The 13,388-nt window shown below is 71.9% G+C and carries 14 protein-coding genes and 1 pseudogene; 3 read left to right on the top strand and 12 right to left on the bottom strand.

Features of this window, described 5'->3' with window-relative positions:
* Positions 1 to 59: 59 nt before the first annotated feature.
* From prfB to HMPREF3099_RS03340, 11 genes are all read right to left on the bottom strand, one after another.
* Entirely contained in the window at positions 60 to 1,172 is a 1,113-nt protein-coding gene (gene prfB, locus HMPREF3099_RS03390) for a peptide chain release factor 2 (protein WP_070703950.1), read from the bottom strand.
* A 112-nt stretch (positions 1,173 to 1,284) separates the two neighbouring features.
* Positions 1,285 to 2,295 (bottom strand): zinc-dependent alcohol dehydrogenase, encoded by a 1,011-nt coding sequence (locus HMPREF3099_RS03385; RefSeq protein ID WP_070703948.1) that lies wholly within the window; start codon positions 2,293 to 2,295, stop codon positions 1,285 to 1,287.
* Between the two features lie 154 nt (positions 2,296 to 2,449).
* A complete protein-coding gene (locus HMPREF3099_RS03380; RefSeq protein WP_070703946.1) occupies positions 2,450 to 3,724 on the bottom strand; it encodes a serine hydrolase domain-containing protein in 1,275 nt (424 codons plus the stop codon).
* A 159-nt stretch (positions 3,725 to 3,883) separates the two neighbouring features.
* Positions 3,884 to 5,140 (bottom strand): serine hydrolase domain-containing protein, encoded by a 1,257-nt coding sequence (locus tag HMPREF3099_RS03375; RefSeq protein ID WP_070703944.1) that lies wholly within the window; start codon positions 5,138 to 5,140, stop codon positions 3,884 to 3,886.
* Positions 5,141 to 5,309: 169 nt separating this feature from the next.
* The gene (locus HMPREF3099_RS03370; RefSeq protein WP_141494142.1) at positions 5,310 to 5,729 is read right to left on the bottom strand and encodes a pilus assembly protein TadG-related protein; all 420 of its coding nucleotides are present in this window, start codon (positions 5,727 to 5,729) and stop codon (positions 5,310 to 5,312) included.
* Positions 5,730 to 5,818: 89 nt separating this feature from the next.
* Positions 5,819 to 6,292 carry a hypothetical protein gene (locus tag HMPREF3099_RS03365; RefSeq protein WP_070703940.1) on the bottom strand — a complete coding sequence of 158 codons (474 nt, stop codon included), beginning with the start codon at positions 6,290 to 6,292 and terminating at the stop codon, positions 5,819 to 5,821.
* A complete protein-coding gene (locus tag HMPREF3099_RS12705; protein ID WP_070703938.1) occupies positions 6,289 to 6,675 on the bottom strand; it encodes a TadE family protein in 387 nt (128 codons plus the stop codon). The genes HMPREF3099_RS03365 and HMPREF3099_RS12705 overlap by 4 nt, the downstream gene beginning before the upstream one ends.
* A complete protein-coding gene (locus tag HMPREF3099_RS03355; RefSeq protein ID WP_070703936.1) occupies positions 6,672 to 6,872 on the bottom strand; it encodes a hypothetical protein in 201 nt (66 codons plus the stop codon). The genes HMPREF3099_RS12705 and HMPREF3099_RS03355 overlap by 4 nt, the downstream gene beginning before the upstream one ends.
* Positions 6,873 to 7,022: 150 nt before the next feature.
* Positions 7,023 to 7,952: a type II secretion system F family protein gene (locus HMPREF3099_RS03350; protein ID WP_070703934.1), complete on the bottom strand. Its 930-nt coding sequence runs from the start codon at positions 7,950 to 7,952 to the stop codon at positions 7,023 to 7,025.
* Complete coding sequence (locus HMPREF3099_RS03345) at positions 7,949 to 8,812, bottom strand: type II secretion system F family protein (protein WP_070703932.1); 864 nt, start codon at positions 8,810 to 8,812, stop codon at positions 7,949 to 7,951. Before HMPREF3099_RS03345 ends, HMPREF3099_RS03350 begins: the two co-directional genes overlap by 4 nt.
* A complete protein-coding gene (locus HMPREF3099_RS03340; RefSeq protein ID WP_083323455.1) occupies positions 8,809 to 10,089 on the bottom strand; it encodes a CpaF family protein in 1,281 nt (426 codons plus the stop codon). Before HMPREF3099_RS03340 ends, HMPREF3099_RS03345 begins: the two co-directional genes overlap by 4 nt.
* A gap of 343 nt (positions 10,090 to 10,432) precedes the next feature.
* Between HMPREF3099_RS03340 and HMPREF3099_RS03335 the strand changes: the two are divergent.
* The 3 genes and pseudogenes from HMPREF3099_RS03335 (at position 10,433) to HMPREF3099_RS03325 (ending at position 12,874) form a co-directional block, all read left to right on the top strand.
* Positions 10,433 to 11,215: pseudogene (locus HMPREF3099_RS03335) on the top strand (3-hydroxybutyrate dehydrogenase).
* Positions 11,216 to 11,287: 72 nt separating this feature from the next.
* On the top strand, positions 11,288 to 12,064 hold the full coding sequence (gene yaaA / locus HMPREF3099_RS03330; protein WP_070703930.1) for a peroxide stress protein YaaA: 777 nt from the start codon (positions 11,288 to 11,290) through the stop codon (positions 12,062 to 12,064).
* A 231-nt stretch (positions 12,065 to 12,295) separates the two neighbouring features.
* A complete protein-coding gene (locus tag HMPREF3099_RS03325) occupies positions 12,296 to 12,874 on the top strand; it encodes a TMEM165/GDT1 family protein (RefSeq protein ID WP_070703928.1) in 579 nt (192 codons plus the stop codon).
* Between the two features lie 45 nt (positions 12,875 to 12,919).
* On the opposite strand, the gene HMPREF3099_RS03320 is transcribed toward HMPREF3099_RS03325, so the two are convergent.
* Positions 12,920 to 13,330, bottom strand: coding sequence for a hypothetical protein (locus HMPREF3099_RS03320; protein ID WP_141761964.1), 411 nt, complete (start codon positions 13,328 to 13,330; stop codon positions 12,920 to 12,922).
* Positions 13,331 to 13,388: the final 58 nt, after the last annotated feature.

Here is a 13,388-nt window from a genome sequence, read left to right as displayed (position 1 = left end):
GGGCGCACACCACGTGGTGTGCGCCCCTCCTCGTCACGGCCGGGTGGCCGGGCGCCGCGTCAGTCGGCCTGCTTGTCCTGGCCGCGCTGCCAGCGGATGCCGGCCTCGATGAAGCCGTCGATGTCGCCGTCGAACACGTTCTGGGTGTTGCCCACCTCGTGGCCGGTGCGCAGGTCCTTGACCATCTGGTAGGGGTGCAGCACGTAGGAGCGCATCTGGTCGCCCCAGCTGGCCTTGATGTCACCGGCCAGCTCCTTGCGCTCCGCGGCCTCCTCGGCCTTGCGGATGAGCAGCAGGCGCGACTGCAGCACGCGCAGCGCGGCGGCGCGGTTCTGGATCTGCGACTTCTCGTTCTGCATCGAGACCACCACACCGGTGGGGATGTGGGTCATGCGCACGGCGGAGTCGGTGGTGTTCACCGACTGCCCACCGGGGCCCGAGGAACGGAACACGTCCACCTTGATCTCGTTCTCCGGGATCTCGATGGAGTCGGTCTGCTCGATGACGGGCACCACCTCCACCGCGGCGAAGGAGGTCTGCCGGCGGCCCTGGTTGTCGTAGGGCGAGATGCGCACGAGGCGGTGCGTGCCGCCCTCGACGGCGAGGTTGCCGTAGGCGTAGGGCACGTTCACCTCGAAGGTGACCGACTTGAGGCCGGCCTCCTCGGCGTAGGAGGTGTCGAGCACCTTGGTGGGGTACTCGTGGCGCTCGGCCCAGCGCAGGTACATGCGCATGAGCATCTCGGCGAAGTCCGCGGCGTCCACGCCTCCGGCACCGGCGCGGATGGTGATGACGGCCTCGCGCTCGTCGTACTCGCCGGAGAGCAGCGTGCGCACCTCGAGCTTCTCCACCGCGGCCTGGATGGAGGCGAGCTCCTTCTCGGCCTCGGCGCGGGTCTCGGCGTCGGACTCCTCCTCGGCCATCTCCACGAGCACCTCGAGGTCGTCGATGCGCGCGTCCATGCCCTCCACGCGCTCGACCTCACCGCGCACGCGGGACATGGCCGAGGAGACCTTCTGGCCGTTCTCCGGGTCGTCCCAGAGGTCCGGCGCGCTGGACTGCTCCTCCAGGTCGGCCAGCTGCTCCTTCAGCTTCGGCAGGTCGATGACCTCCCGCACCGACTCCATGGTCGTGCGGAGTTCCCGGATCTCTTGCGCAAAGTCGACAGCCACAGCGGGGCAGTCTACGCGGTGCGCCGCCGCCCCTCCCCCGTCGAACGACGGCGCGGCCCGGGATCACCTCGGGGTGGGTGCTCCCGGGCCGCGTCGGATGGGGGTCGGTCCCTCAGAACTCGAAGACCAGCCGCGCCGGCACCGACCCGGAGAGCACCTCCTCGAAGCACTCGTTGACGTCCTCGAGGCGCCGCGACTGCGCGATGACCGTGGTGCGCCCCATGGCGTGCAGCTCGAAGCACTCCGCCAGGTCGTTGCGGGTGCCCACCAGCGAGCCGTGCACGCTGATGCCCCGCAGGACCGTCTCGAACACCGGCAGGGTCAGCTGGTTGTCGGCCGGCAGCCCCACCAGCACCAGGCGACCGGTGGGGTTGAGGGCGGCGTGCGCGGCCGCCATCGCGGCCGGGCTGGGCACCGTCACCAGGGCGATGTCGGCACCACCCAGCGCACCCACCTGCTGCCCGAGGTCGCCACGGGCGTCCACCGCGTGGTCGGCGCCCAGCTGCTCGGTGGCCAGGTTCAGTTTCTCGTCGGTGACGTCCGCGGCGATGGTGCGGCACCCGAAGGTCCTGGCGTACTGCAGACCCAGATGGCCCAGGCCGCCGGTGCCCACGACGAGCACCGACTCCGCCGGCTGCGGACGGGCCGACTTCAGGGCCGCGTAGGTGGTCACACCCGCGCAGGTGATGGGCGCGGCGTCGAAGGCGCTCACCCCCTCGGGCACGCGGACCACGTGGGAGGCGTACCCGATCGCGTGCTCGGCGTACCCACCGTCGATGGTGTAGCCCATGTACTCCGGGGAGGTGCAGTAGGTCTCGTGCCCACCCACGCAGTAACGGCACCGGCCGCAGGCCCGCCCCAGCCAGGGCAGGGCCACGCGCTGCCCCACCATCGCGGAGTCCACGCCCTCGCCGACCTCCTCGACGATGCCGACCCCCTCGTGGCCGGGGATGAGCGGCGTCTTGGGCTTGACCGGCCAGTCACCGCGCGCGGCGTGGATGTCGGTGTGGCACAGCCCGCTGGCCTCGATGCGGACCCGCACCTGCCCGGCGGTGGGCTCGGGGAGGTCGAGTTCACGGATCTCCAGCGGGGCGTTCAGGGCGGGGACGACGGCAGCCTTCACAGCACTCTCCCTTGGTGGGTGGACGGTGGCCCCCACGGACCACCTCCTCCGACCGTAGCGCTGTCACCGCCCCCGGCCCACCGAGCACGAACCGGGGCCCGCACCAGTGGTGCGGGCCCCGGGACGGGCGTGACGCGAGTGCGTCGTGCGGGTGTCAGCCGATGCGGAACGCGGAGCGCTGCAGCATGGGCATGACCTCGCGGCGGACGGCGGCGGCCGAGTAGCCCTTGGGACGACCGGAACGGTTGGTGGAGACGGCCATGCAGGCGTCCATGACCTTGGCCTGGCCGTCCAGGAGCAGGTTGCTCTGCTCGTCGTAGGGGCGCCCGGTCATCATGAACGCCATGCGACGCCAGCCGTCACGCGAGGTGAACGACATGGCGCTGGAGCCGAAGCCACCACCGTCGTGGCCGTACACCTTGCCCTTGCCGGTCCAGACGTCGTCGAGCACGAACACGCCGTAACCGGCCTGGGCCTCCTTGGCCGCACCCACCGGGGTGATCATGCGGTCCACCATCGTCCTGGACAGCACCTTGTGGCGCATGAGCAGCGCCCAGAAGTCGGTGATGTCCGCGGAGGTGGCCATCGCGGCGGCCGAGGCCGAGAAGATGGAGAGGTTGTTCTTCTCCAGACGCTCCTTGCGCTTGCCCAGGATGGCCACGTCCTCCAGCTGGAGCTTGGGGTTCTCGACCTTGGCGGAGTTGAACAGGAACGTCTGGTTCATGTTCATGCGGGTGTAGATGCGCTCACGCAGGACCTTGTCGATGGGCTTGCGGTAGACCTTCTCCAGCATCATGCCCAGCACCACGTAGCCGGTGTTGGAGTAGGACCAGCCGGTGCCCGGCGCGAAGTGCCAGGGCAGCTTCTTGGCCTCGCGGATGATCTTGGCGTGGGTCCACTGGTCGTTGGTGAAGTCCTCCCACCAGTCGAGGGTGAAGCCGTGCTCCTCGACGTAGCGGGTCACGTAGTCGTTGATGTGGTCCGGCATGCCGGAGGTGTGGTTGAGCAGCTGGCCGATGGTGACACGGCCACGGCCCTTCCACAGGCCCGGCAGCACGTCGTCGATGGTGGTCTTGAGCGACCAGGTGCCCTTCTCCACGAGCTCCAGCACGGCCGTGGCCACGTGCGGCTTGGTCATGGAGCTGATGCGGGCGCGGGCGTTCTCGCGAGCCAGCTCCTTGCGTCCCAGGGAGAAGCGGCCGGCGGCGATGTCCATGCGGCCGTACTTGCCGGACACCGAGCAGACGGCACCGACGACAGGGCGGCCGATGGTGCTCTGGAGCGCCTTCTTGAGGGCGACCGCGTTGGGGCCGGTGGCGATGGTCTGCGGCGTGACGGTCGCCGCACCGGCGGGAGCGGTCATCGCAGCGGTCGCGGCCGTGGCGGTGGCCAGGCCGGCGAACTGGCGGCGGGACAGGGCGGTGCTCATGGCGTTCTCCTGTGTCGTGGGATCAAGGTCCTGGCCCGTGTGGGCCGCACCCATCCTCATCAGTGCGCTGGTGCGCGCACCACCCGCCCACGGGATGAGATCGGGCGCCCCCGCCGCCCCTGCCGAGGGGACCACGGGGGCACCCGGCCGCGTGGGGCCTCAGCCGAAGAAGGGCGCCACCTCGGCGTCGTAGCGCGCCGCGCCACGGACCACGACGGGGTCCAGGCCGCCGCCGCTGGCCGAGGTCCGGGCGGAGGTGTGGGAGGTCGCCCGCAGCGCCGCCTTGCGGAGGGCCTCACGGTTGAGGTCCATCGTGCCCTTGCCGCCCCACCAGTAGGGACGCCCGGTGGCGACGTAGGCCATCCGGCGCCGCCCGTCCCGGGTGGACAGCGCGTGGGCCACCGATCCCCAACCGGCCCCGGTGTGGCCGTAGAGGTTGCCGGTGCCCGCCACGTCATCGGGCACGACGCGCAGGCCCAGGCCGTAGGAGTACTCCTTGGCGGCGCCGTAGGGGGTGCACATCTTGTCGACCAGGTACTGGCTGATGATGTTGCCGCGGAAGAGGTTGTACATGAAGTCGGTGACGTCGGCCGAGGTGGCCATGACTGCGCCGGCGCCGGAGAAGGTGCTCAGGTTGACGCGCTCCAGCCGGTAGCGCCCCTCGGGCTCCACGATGTAGTCCGACAGCTGCGGGCTGGGCACGGAGAACCCACGCTCCAGGCTGGTCTGCCCCATGCCGGTGCGGCGGAAGACCTGCGTGCGGAGCAGGTTCTCCAGCCGCTTGCCGGTGACCTTCTCCAGCATCATGCCGACGACCACGAAGCCGGTGTTGGAGTAGGAGTAGCCCTCGCCCGGCGTGAAGCGCCAGGTCATGCCGCGGGCGATGCGCACGAGCTGGGCATCGGTGTACTGGCGCGAGCAGGCCTCCTCCAGCGCCGCCGGGGACTGCTCGTACATGTTGTTGCCCGGGGTGATGACGTCCAGCGCGTCCGGCATGCCCGAGGTGTGGCTGAGCAGCTGGCGCAGGGTGACCCGGCCGCGGCCCGGCCAGAGGCCCGGGAGCACGTCGTCGATGGTGGTCTGCAGGGTCCACGTGCGCTTCTGGATCTGCAGCATGACCGCGGTGGTGACGAGCATCTTGGTGATGCTGGAGACGCGGCCGCGGCAGGTGATGGTGGCCGCGGCCCCCGAGACCGACTGGCGACCGGCCGCGGCGTCGAGCGCCCCGTGGCGCCCTCGCACGGAGACCACCGCACCCACGGCGGTGTGGCCGATGAGGGCGCGCAGGCGGGCACGCACGGCATCGCCCGCGGGGGTGTCGAGCGGTGCGGCGAGGGTGGGTGCAGGAGCGGCGACGCCGGCGGCGACGGCCCCGGCGGTGAGACCGGCGAGCTCCCGGCGGCTGATGGTGGTCATGGTGTCCTCCCAGTCTGTGTCCGGACGCCGCGGGAATCGTCTGCTGCTCCCCCACCCCCGTGGCGTCCGTGGTCCCCGGCGGGCCTCCCACGGTAGCGGGGTGTGGCGCGTCTCGGTGCGCACGCGGGATGTGAACGCGGCGACCAGGAGGGGCGGGGATGCCGGACGGTCAGCGCTCGCTGCCGGTGCTGCCGCGGGCGGTGGACTCCACGGTCACCGTGGTGCCGTGCGGCACCCAGGCCCGGACGACGTCGGTGACCGGGAAGTGCACCTGGCTGGTGACCCGGACGGTGGCCTGGCGGCCGTCGCCGCTGGGCGTCGCCGCATCGAGGGTCCACGCCTCGATGCGGCGCGAGGGGACCTGACGCTCCATGGCGTCGCGGGCCTCGCGCTGCACCTGCTGGGGGTCCAGCGGCGTGTCGACGTCGGCGTAGTAGCCCTCCTCGGAGAGCGCGTCGGCCGCACCGCGGGCCGCGGCGTCGGCAACGTTCAGCGTCTCGATGCGAGCCAGGTACACGTTGGTGCTGTCGATGCCCACCATCACCATCGAGACGATGACGGCGACGAAGCCCATGAGCATCACGAGCATGCCGCCGTGCTCGGAGCGGTCGTGCCGGGGGCCGGCGGGCGTGGGACGCCCGACGGAGCACGGTCGCAGGAGCGAGCGGAGAGGGTGCTTCACTGCTGCTCCCGGTAGCGGTCGACGGGTTCGGTGTGGGTGGCGGTGAAGGTCATCACCGACGGGGCGTCGATGCCGAAGCTGGCCACCGCGGGGAGCTCCACCACCACCTCGGCAGTGGCGGTGACGGCGGCGTCCGCCTCCGGGTCGCCGCAGCCGCTGCAGGCGACGGTGAACTCCCCCGTACGACCGAAGTCCTCCGCAGTCAGGTCGCCTGCGGCCAGGGCACTGGCCTCGGCGTCGGGCGCGTTGGTGGCGATGCCGGCCACGGCGACGCGCGCGGTCTCCCGCGCGGCCGCGGTGGAGGCGAAGGCCGCGGACTGGATCTCTGCCAGGAGCACGATGAGGTAGAGCACCGGCAGGAGGACGAAGGCCACCACGCCGAGGTACTCCACCATCGCGCTGCCGACCTCGGGGTCCGTGCCTCCCCGGGTGCGACGGAGGACGACGCGCGCCCACGGATGGCGGCTCACGTCCCCTCCCGGAGGGCACGGCCCCGGACCTCGAGGTCCTGGCCGATGCCCCACGGGCCGACGAGCGGGAGGTCGGCGCGGACGTCCACGACCACCACCTGCCTCCCGCCGACGACCTCGTGGTGCTCGGAGACCTCGCTCACCGCCCGGCCGACGAGGGCTTGGTCCGCCAGGTAGTGCGTGCGGGCCACCCCGTCACCGGGCGCGGCCCCCGCGCGGGCACCGTGGCGGGCCCCCTCGACGGCGAAGGCGGTGAGCGAGTTCTTGACGTGCAGGGCGAAGGCCAGCTGCAGCACGGCCATGACCGTCAGGAGGGCCAGCCCGCTGGTGAGTACGAACTCCGTGGTCGCGGAGCCACGCTCACCGGCCCTCCACCGGCTCACGGGCCCTGGACCCCGTTCACCGCACTGGTGAACAGACCGTTCAGCGTGGGGCCGGCCACGGCCCACAGCGCCGTCACGAGGCCCGCCGTCATCATCGTGATGAGCACCCAGCCGGGCACGTCGCCGCGCTCGGTGTCCTGGGTCATCCGCGTGTACGCCGTCACGAGACGGGCGTAGATGCTCTGGAAGGTGGTCATGCTTGGTCTCCTTGGGTGTGTGCTGCGAACGGGAACGGTTCCCGTCGAGGGGTCCCCCGCAGGGAACGGGAAGGGAGCCGTGGCTCCCCACGGCCACCGGGACGGTGACCGAGCTCGTGGGGCCCCGGTGCGGGGCAGGCGGGCGGCGCATCAGAGGTTCACCTGCAGTGCGGCCAGGCCCGGGAACATGGCGAAGACCACGGTGACGGGGAGCACGAGGAAGACGACCGGGATCATCATGAGGATCTCGCGCCGGCCGCCCTCGGCGATGATCGCCTGGCGTGCGGCCTCCCGGGCGTCGGTGGCCTGGGCACGGAGCACCTCGGCCAGGGGTGTGCCGCGCTCCACGGCGATGATGACGCCGTCCACGAAGCGCGCCACGCTGGGGACGCCGGTGCGGTCGGCGATGCCCTCGAGCGCGACGGGCAGGCTCGCCCCTGCCCGTGCCTCCGCGAGCGCCTGGGTGAGCTCCCGCGAGAGCTCACCGCGGCTCAGGCGCGCCACCCGCTCCAGGGCGGCCGAGGCGGACTCACCGGCCGCCACCGCCAGCGCCAGGAGCTCGGCGATGGCCGGGAACTCCTCCACCACACGTCGCTCGCGCCGGGCCAGTCGCCGGGAGAGCAGGTGGTCGCGGAGCAGCACGCCGGCCACGGCCCCGGAGAGCCCCAGTGCCGGCGCCAGCAGGGGCGCCGCCCGGCCCGTGCTCCACAGGAGGACACCGAGCGCCGCGCCGGCCGCGGCGAACACGCAGGCCAGGACGGCCTGCTGGGCGCGGTACCCCGGGACGTCCGGGACGAGCCCGGCCCGCTCCAGGCGCCGCACCAGCACCTCCTCGCCGCCGAGCCACTCCCCCAGCCGCGCCCCCAGCCGCCGGGTGACCGGGTCGACCACATGGTGCACGGTGAGCTGTTCGTGCGGGGCCAGGTTGAACAGGCGCACCGGCGCGGGTTCGTCCCGGACGTAGGGGTCCACCCGCATCGCGAGGGAGGGGGTGCGCCACCGTGGAACTCCGTACAGCACCAGCAGGAGCCCGAGTCCCACGAGCATGCCCACGGCGGCGCCCGGCCACGACCAGCTCATCGCAGCACCCGCTCGGCTTGCGGGATGCGCCCGAGCCGCATCATCAGTGCGTAGGCCCCCACGGAGACCCCGGCCCCGGTCACGAGGACTACGACGCCCGTGACCGACTCGTAGGCGGCCAGTGAGCTGCCCCTCGTGGCGAGCAGCGCCAGCACTACCCACGGGGCGGCCAGGCCCAGCCGGGCCGCGTTGACCGTCCAGCTCTGGCGGGCCTCCATCTCGGACCGGGTGTGGGCCTCCTCGCGCAGGAAGGCACTGAGGGTCCGCAGCACGACGCCCAGGTCGCTGCCACCCACCTCGCGGGCGATGCGCAGGGCCTCCACCAGACGGTCGCCCACAGGGTCGGCCAGGCGTTCCTTGAGGGCGTCCAGGCTCACGTGGAAGCGGCCCGTGGCCCGGTAGTCGTGGGCGAAGGCCGCGAAGGCGGGACGCAGCTCCTCGGGACCACGGACCGCGAGCTGCGCGAGGGCCTCCGGGAGCGCCATGCCGGCCCGGACACCGCTGGCGACGTGGTCCACGCAGTCGGGCCAGGCATCCCGCAGGCGCGTGCGGCGGCGACCCGCCGCCCCGGAGAGCACCATCCACGGCGTGGCGACCGCGATGATGCCGAACGCGAGGGCCACCGGCAGGACGCCGGTGAGGCCCGCCACCAGGACGAACACGACGAACCCCGCCGCGAGCGTGGCCAGCACCAGGCCGCTCGGGGTGACGCCCGTCCAGCGGGCGACCGCGAGATCGTCGGCCACCCGGTCCCGCCAGGTCGTGCGCGTGACCGCCTGCCGGGGGCGCGCCGGCCAGCACGAGTCCCACACGAGCGCGAGCCCGAGACCCGCGAGCGCCCCCACCAGCCAGCCGGTCACGACGCCCCCAGGATCTCGCGCACGTCGAAGCCCGCTCGGGCGAAGCGCTCGGCGTGGGGCGGGAAGCCGTCACCGCGGACCAGCTCGCCCTCCACCCGGGTGAAGATGTCGGCGATCTCGATGACGTCCCCCTCCGCGCGACCCGGGAGGGCGCAGATCTGCTGCACCCGGCGGCGCCCGTCACGCTCCAGCGCGCAGTGGACGACGAGGTCGACCGCGTTGGCCACGGTGGGCACCACGAACGAGCTGGCCACGTTGGGACCAGCGAGCAGCGGCAGCGTGCACATCTTGAGCACGGCCTCTCGGGCGCCGTTGGCGTGGACCGTGGCCATGCCCGGCAGGCCCGAGTTCAGGCCGATGAGCAGGTCGAGCGCCTCCTCCTGCCGCACCTCGCCGACGATGATGCGCGAGGGCCGCATGCGTAGCGCCTCCTTGACCAGGCGCCGCAGCGTGATCTCCCCGGTGCCCTCCAGGCTCGGCTGGCGGCACTGCATCGCCACGGTGTCCCGCAGGGGCACGTGGAGCTCGAAGACCTCCTCGGCGGTGACCACCCGCTCGTGGGGAGGGATGGCCGCGGCGAGACAGTTCAGCATCGTGGTCTTGCCGGCCTGCGTGCCGCCGGAGACGAGCACGTTGAGTCCGCTGGCGACCGCCGCCCGCAGGAAGGAGGCCGCCGGTGCGGTGAGGCTGCCCAGGGCCACGAGGTCCTCGAGGTGGTGGGCGCGGGAGACGAACTTGCGGATGTTGACCGACCAGTGGCGGCGCGTGATGTCCGGGATGGCCACGTGCAGGCGCTCACCTCCGGGCAGGGAGGCGTCCACGAACGGCGAGCTGAGGTCGATGCGGCGGCCGCTCGACTTGAGCATGCGCTCGACGAGGTCCTGCACCTGCTGGTCGGTGAGCAGCACCGGGGTGAGCTCCGAGCGTCCACCCCGCGCGACGAACACGTGCTGGGGCGAGTTGATCCAGATCTCCTCCACCTCGGGGTCGTCGAGGTACTGCTGCAGCTCGCCCAGGCCGCTCACGGCATCGACGAGGTGTCGGCGGACCGCGGGCTCGTCGACGATGAGGCGCCCACGCCCCGCACCGGCAGCCTGCTGGTGGGCCTCGACCACCTCGTCAACGAGGTCGCGCACCTCCTGCACGTCGGTGTCCGGGTCGAGTTCCCGTCGACGCACGACGTCGCGCACGCGGTCCTCCAGGGAACGCAACGTGGGACGGTCCTCGGCGACGGGCCCGGCGGGGGTGGGCGCGACGTCCTGCAGGGTGTGCGGCATGGCGGCTCCGGTTCGGCTCCGGTGGTGATGTGAGGGGAACGTGGGGCACGCTACGGAAGGACCGCACCCCCGCGTCCGCCGTTGTCCACAGGCCCCGAGAGCCACCCTGAACGTTTGCTGGGCGGATCGTTATGGCCCGTTCACCCACGGGCAGCGGGGGCGTGCTGGCAGCCACCCGGGAACGCGATTTCCCGGGAGGACGGACTGGAACCCGGCCCTCCACCACGCCAACGGGCCCGCCGGCGTTGACCAAATCCTTGCCAAGCCGACGCCATCTCGTGACCTTCCCGGGCGTGCCGGAGCAGCCGGCGACGTCGTCGGTGGGCCTTCCTGGAGTCACCGCATGGACACCTCGAACACCTCCCCCACCCACCTCGCCTGCAAGCGCGCCCTGGCCACCGGCGGCGCCGGCGGGCTCGGCTCCGGCATCGGGCGCGCCCTGGCCGGAGCCGGCACGCACGTGGTGCTCGCCGACATCGACGGCGAGGGCCTGGAGCGCGTGGTGGGCAAGGTGCAGGACGCCGGCGGCAGCGCCGAGGCCTGGGAACTCGACCTCTCAGATGCCGACGCCCTGGCGGCGCTGTCCCTGGACATCGACATCCTGGTGAACAACGCCGGGATCCAGCACGTGCAGCCCCTGCACGAGTTCGACGTGGCGAAGTGGCAGCTCATCCAGCAGCTCATGCTCACCGCACCGTTCCTGCTGACCCGCGCCGCCCTGCCCCACATGTACGACGCCGGCTGGGGCCGCGTCGTCAACATCTCCAGCGCCCACGGCCTGCGGGTGAGCGAGTACAAGGCCGCCTACGTGGCCGCCAAGCACGGCCTGGAGGGCCTGAGCAAGGTGACCGCCCTGGAGGGCGCCGGCAAGGGCGTCACGAGCAACTGCATCAACCCCGGCTACATGTGGACCCCGCTGATCCAGGCCCAGATCGCCGACCAGGCCGCCAGCCACCACATGAGCGAGGACGAGGTGGCGGAGAAGGTGCTGCTGAAGAATTAGGCCCTCAAGGAGTTCGCGTCCGTGGAGGCCATCGCCGATGCCGCCCTGTTCCTCTGCGGTCCGCACTCGTCCTCGATGACGGGGGCGAACCTCGTCATCGACGGCGGCTGGACGGCCCAGTGACCTGGGCCGCCGGCTGACGCCCGAGCCGAGACCCCGCGGCCCACCTGGGCGGGCTGGGATACGGTCCGGGGCGTGCTGGCCCTGCTCTCCCCCGCCAAGTCCCTCGACCTCGACTCCCGCCTGCCCACCCGGGTGCACACCCAGCCCCGGCTGCTGGAGCACGCCGAGCAGCTGGTGGAGGTGATGCGGACCAAGTCGCCGGAGGACCTCTCCGAGCTGATGGGGATCTCCGCCGAGCTGGGGCAGCTCAACGCCGAGCGCTACGCGGACTTCCACACGCCGTTCACGCGCAAGAACGCCCGACCGGCGGTGTTCACCTTCGCCGGCGACGTCTACCGGGGGTTCAACGCCGGCCGCCTGGACACCCGCGACCTCACCGAGGCGCAGAAGACCGTGCGCATCCTCTCCGGGCTGTACGGCGTGCTGCGGCCGCTGGACCTCATGCAGCCCTACCGCCTGGAGATGGGTACGCGGCTGCGGACCGACCGGGGCGACACCCTGGTGCAGTGGTGGGGCGAGGCCATCACCGAGCAGGTGGCCGCCGACCTGGCCGACTCCCCCGGCCCGGACGTGGTGGTCAATCTGGCCTCCGGCGAGTACTCCCAGGCGGTGGACCTCCGCCGCCTCGAAGCACGCGTGGTCACCCCGCGCTTCGAGGACCGCTCCCCGGCCGGCGAGTGGAAGGTCATCTCCTTCCACGCCAAGCGCGCCCGCGGCGCCATGGCCTCGTGGATGGTGCGGCAGCGGACCCGCAGCGTGAAGGCGCTCACCCGCTTCGACGCGGCCGGCTACGCCTACGCACCGGAGGTCTCCACCCGCGACGAGCCGGTCTTCCGCCGCGAGGCCTGATTACTTCCTGCTAGCCTGCGCCCTCGAAAGGGAGTAGTCCCCAACACCTGCGTCGACAGACTGGCCAGCACCATCGGCCCGGCGCAGGAGGCCACCACCGGTGGCGGACGAGACTTTCGACCGGAACGACGCACCCCTCCCCCGCCCGACGGGGCCTGAGACGTGTGCCCGGTCGAAGGCGTCCACGGGACAGCGTCCACCGCCTTTGACCGGGCGGAAAGAGACCCCCTGATGGAAGCCTTCCTCCTGAGCACCGCGGTGATCTTCATCGCCGAGCTGGGCGACAAGAGCCAGCTCATGGCCATGACCTTCGCCGCCCGCTACAAGGCCCGCGACGTGCTCATCGGCATCACCGTGGCCACCGCGATCGTCCACCTGGCCAGCGTGGGCATCGGCTACTTCATCGGCGACGCGTTCGCCAACTACCGGCACTGGATCGCCGTCGCCGCCGGTGTGGCGTTCCTCGGCTTCGCCCTGTGGACCCTGCGCGGCGACGAACTCACCGACGAGGAGGCCGACAAGGCCCGCCACGCCACCGGCGCCGCCATCCTGGCCGTGGGAACGGCGTTCTTCCTGGCCGAGCTGGGCGACAAGACGATGCTGGCCACCATCACCCTGGCCACCCGCGAGGGCTGGCTGGGCACGTGGATCGGCAGCACGCTGGGCATGGTGGCCGCCGACGCGCTGGCCATCGTCGTGGGCGCGGTGCTGGGCAGGAAGCTCCCCGAGAAGGTCATCACCTATGGCGCCGCGGCGCTCTTCGCGCTGTTCGGGCTGGTCCTCATCGCCGAGGGCGCCGGCCTGTTCTGACCGTCGCAGCGCAGACCGAAGCGGCCCCCCGAGAGGCCGGTCCCGTCAACGGACGACGTCAGGGCAGTAGCCGGGTCCCTCCCACGTCTCACGGTCTCGCCCGGTCCGCTGCTCCCAGAGGTCCTCGGGCGTCATCTGCTCAAGGATCCGGCTGGCCTCCTCCTCGCCGAGACGATCCGACAGCTCCATGACGACGTCCATCCCACCCGGGGTGCGGGCTCGGCCGACCTCGACCAGCTCGACCGAGCACCCGGCATCCTGGATCGCTCGCGCCACGGGCTCGGTGACCACGATGAGCCGCGTACCGGCCGGCATGTAGACGTCCGACCCGTCCCACCCCTGCGGGGAGGGGTCCATGCAGGGGTGAACCAGGCTCAACATCCCGCCCGGCATGCGCTCGAAGGACACGTGGTCGTCATGGAAGCCACGGCTCACCCCCGGCGAGGTCCCCGTCACCTCGAGGTGATACCAGTAACCTGGGTGAATCTGGCTCTTCGGAGTTGAGCGTGGGTGC

Origin of the sequence: Kytococcus sp. HMSC28H12 (assembly GCF_001816045.1) — a bacterium.
Classification (GTDB): Bacteria; Actinomycetota; Actinomycetes; order Actinomycetales; family Dermatophilaceae; genus Kytococcus; species Kytococcus schroeteri.
Note: the sequence above shows the minus strand (reverse complement) of the source record. Positions and strands in the feature narration are given on the sequence as shown.

What these genes read in the sequence shown, in the direction of transcription:
- HMPREF3099_RS03380 (WP_070703946.1), bottom strand. Translation starts at nt 3,724, where the DNA reads ATGAGCACCGCCCTGTCCCGCCGCCAGTTCGCCGGCCTGGCCACCGCC.
- HMPREF3099_RS03375 (WP_070703944.1), bottom strand. Translation starts at nt 5,140, where the DNA reads ATGACCACCATCAGCCGCCGGGAGCTCGCCGGTCTCACCGCCGGGGCC.
- HMPREF3099_RS03370 (WP_141494142.1), bottom strand. Translation starts at nt 5,729, where the DNA reads ATGCTCGTGATGCTCATGGGCTTCGTCGCCGTCATCGTCTCGATGGTG.
- HMPREF3099_RS03355 (WP_070703936.1), bottom strand. Translation starts at nt 6,872, where the DNA reads ATGACCACCTTCCAGAGCATCTACGCCCGTCTCGTGACGGCGTACACG.
- HMPREF3099_RS03350 (WP_070703934.1), bottom strand. Translation starts at nt 7,952, where the DNA reads ATGAGCTGGTCGTGGCCGGGCGCCGCCGTGGGCATGCTCGTGGGACTC.
- HMPREF3099_RS03340 (WP_083323455.1), bottom strand. Translation starts at nt 10,089, where the DNA reads ATGCCGCACACCCTGCAGGACGTCGCGCCCACCCCCGCCGGGCCCGTC.
- HMPREF3099_RS03325 (WP_070703928.1), top strand. Translation starts at nt 12,296, where the DNA reads ATGGAAGCCTTCCTCCTGAGCACCGCGGTGATCTTCATCGCCGAGCTG.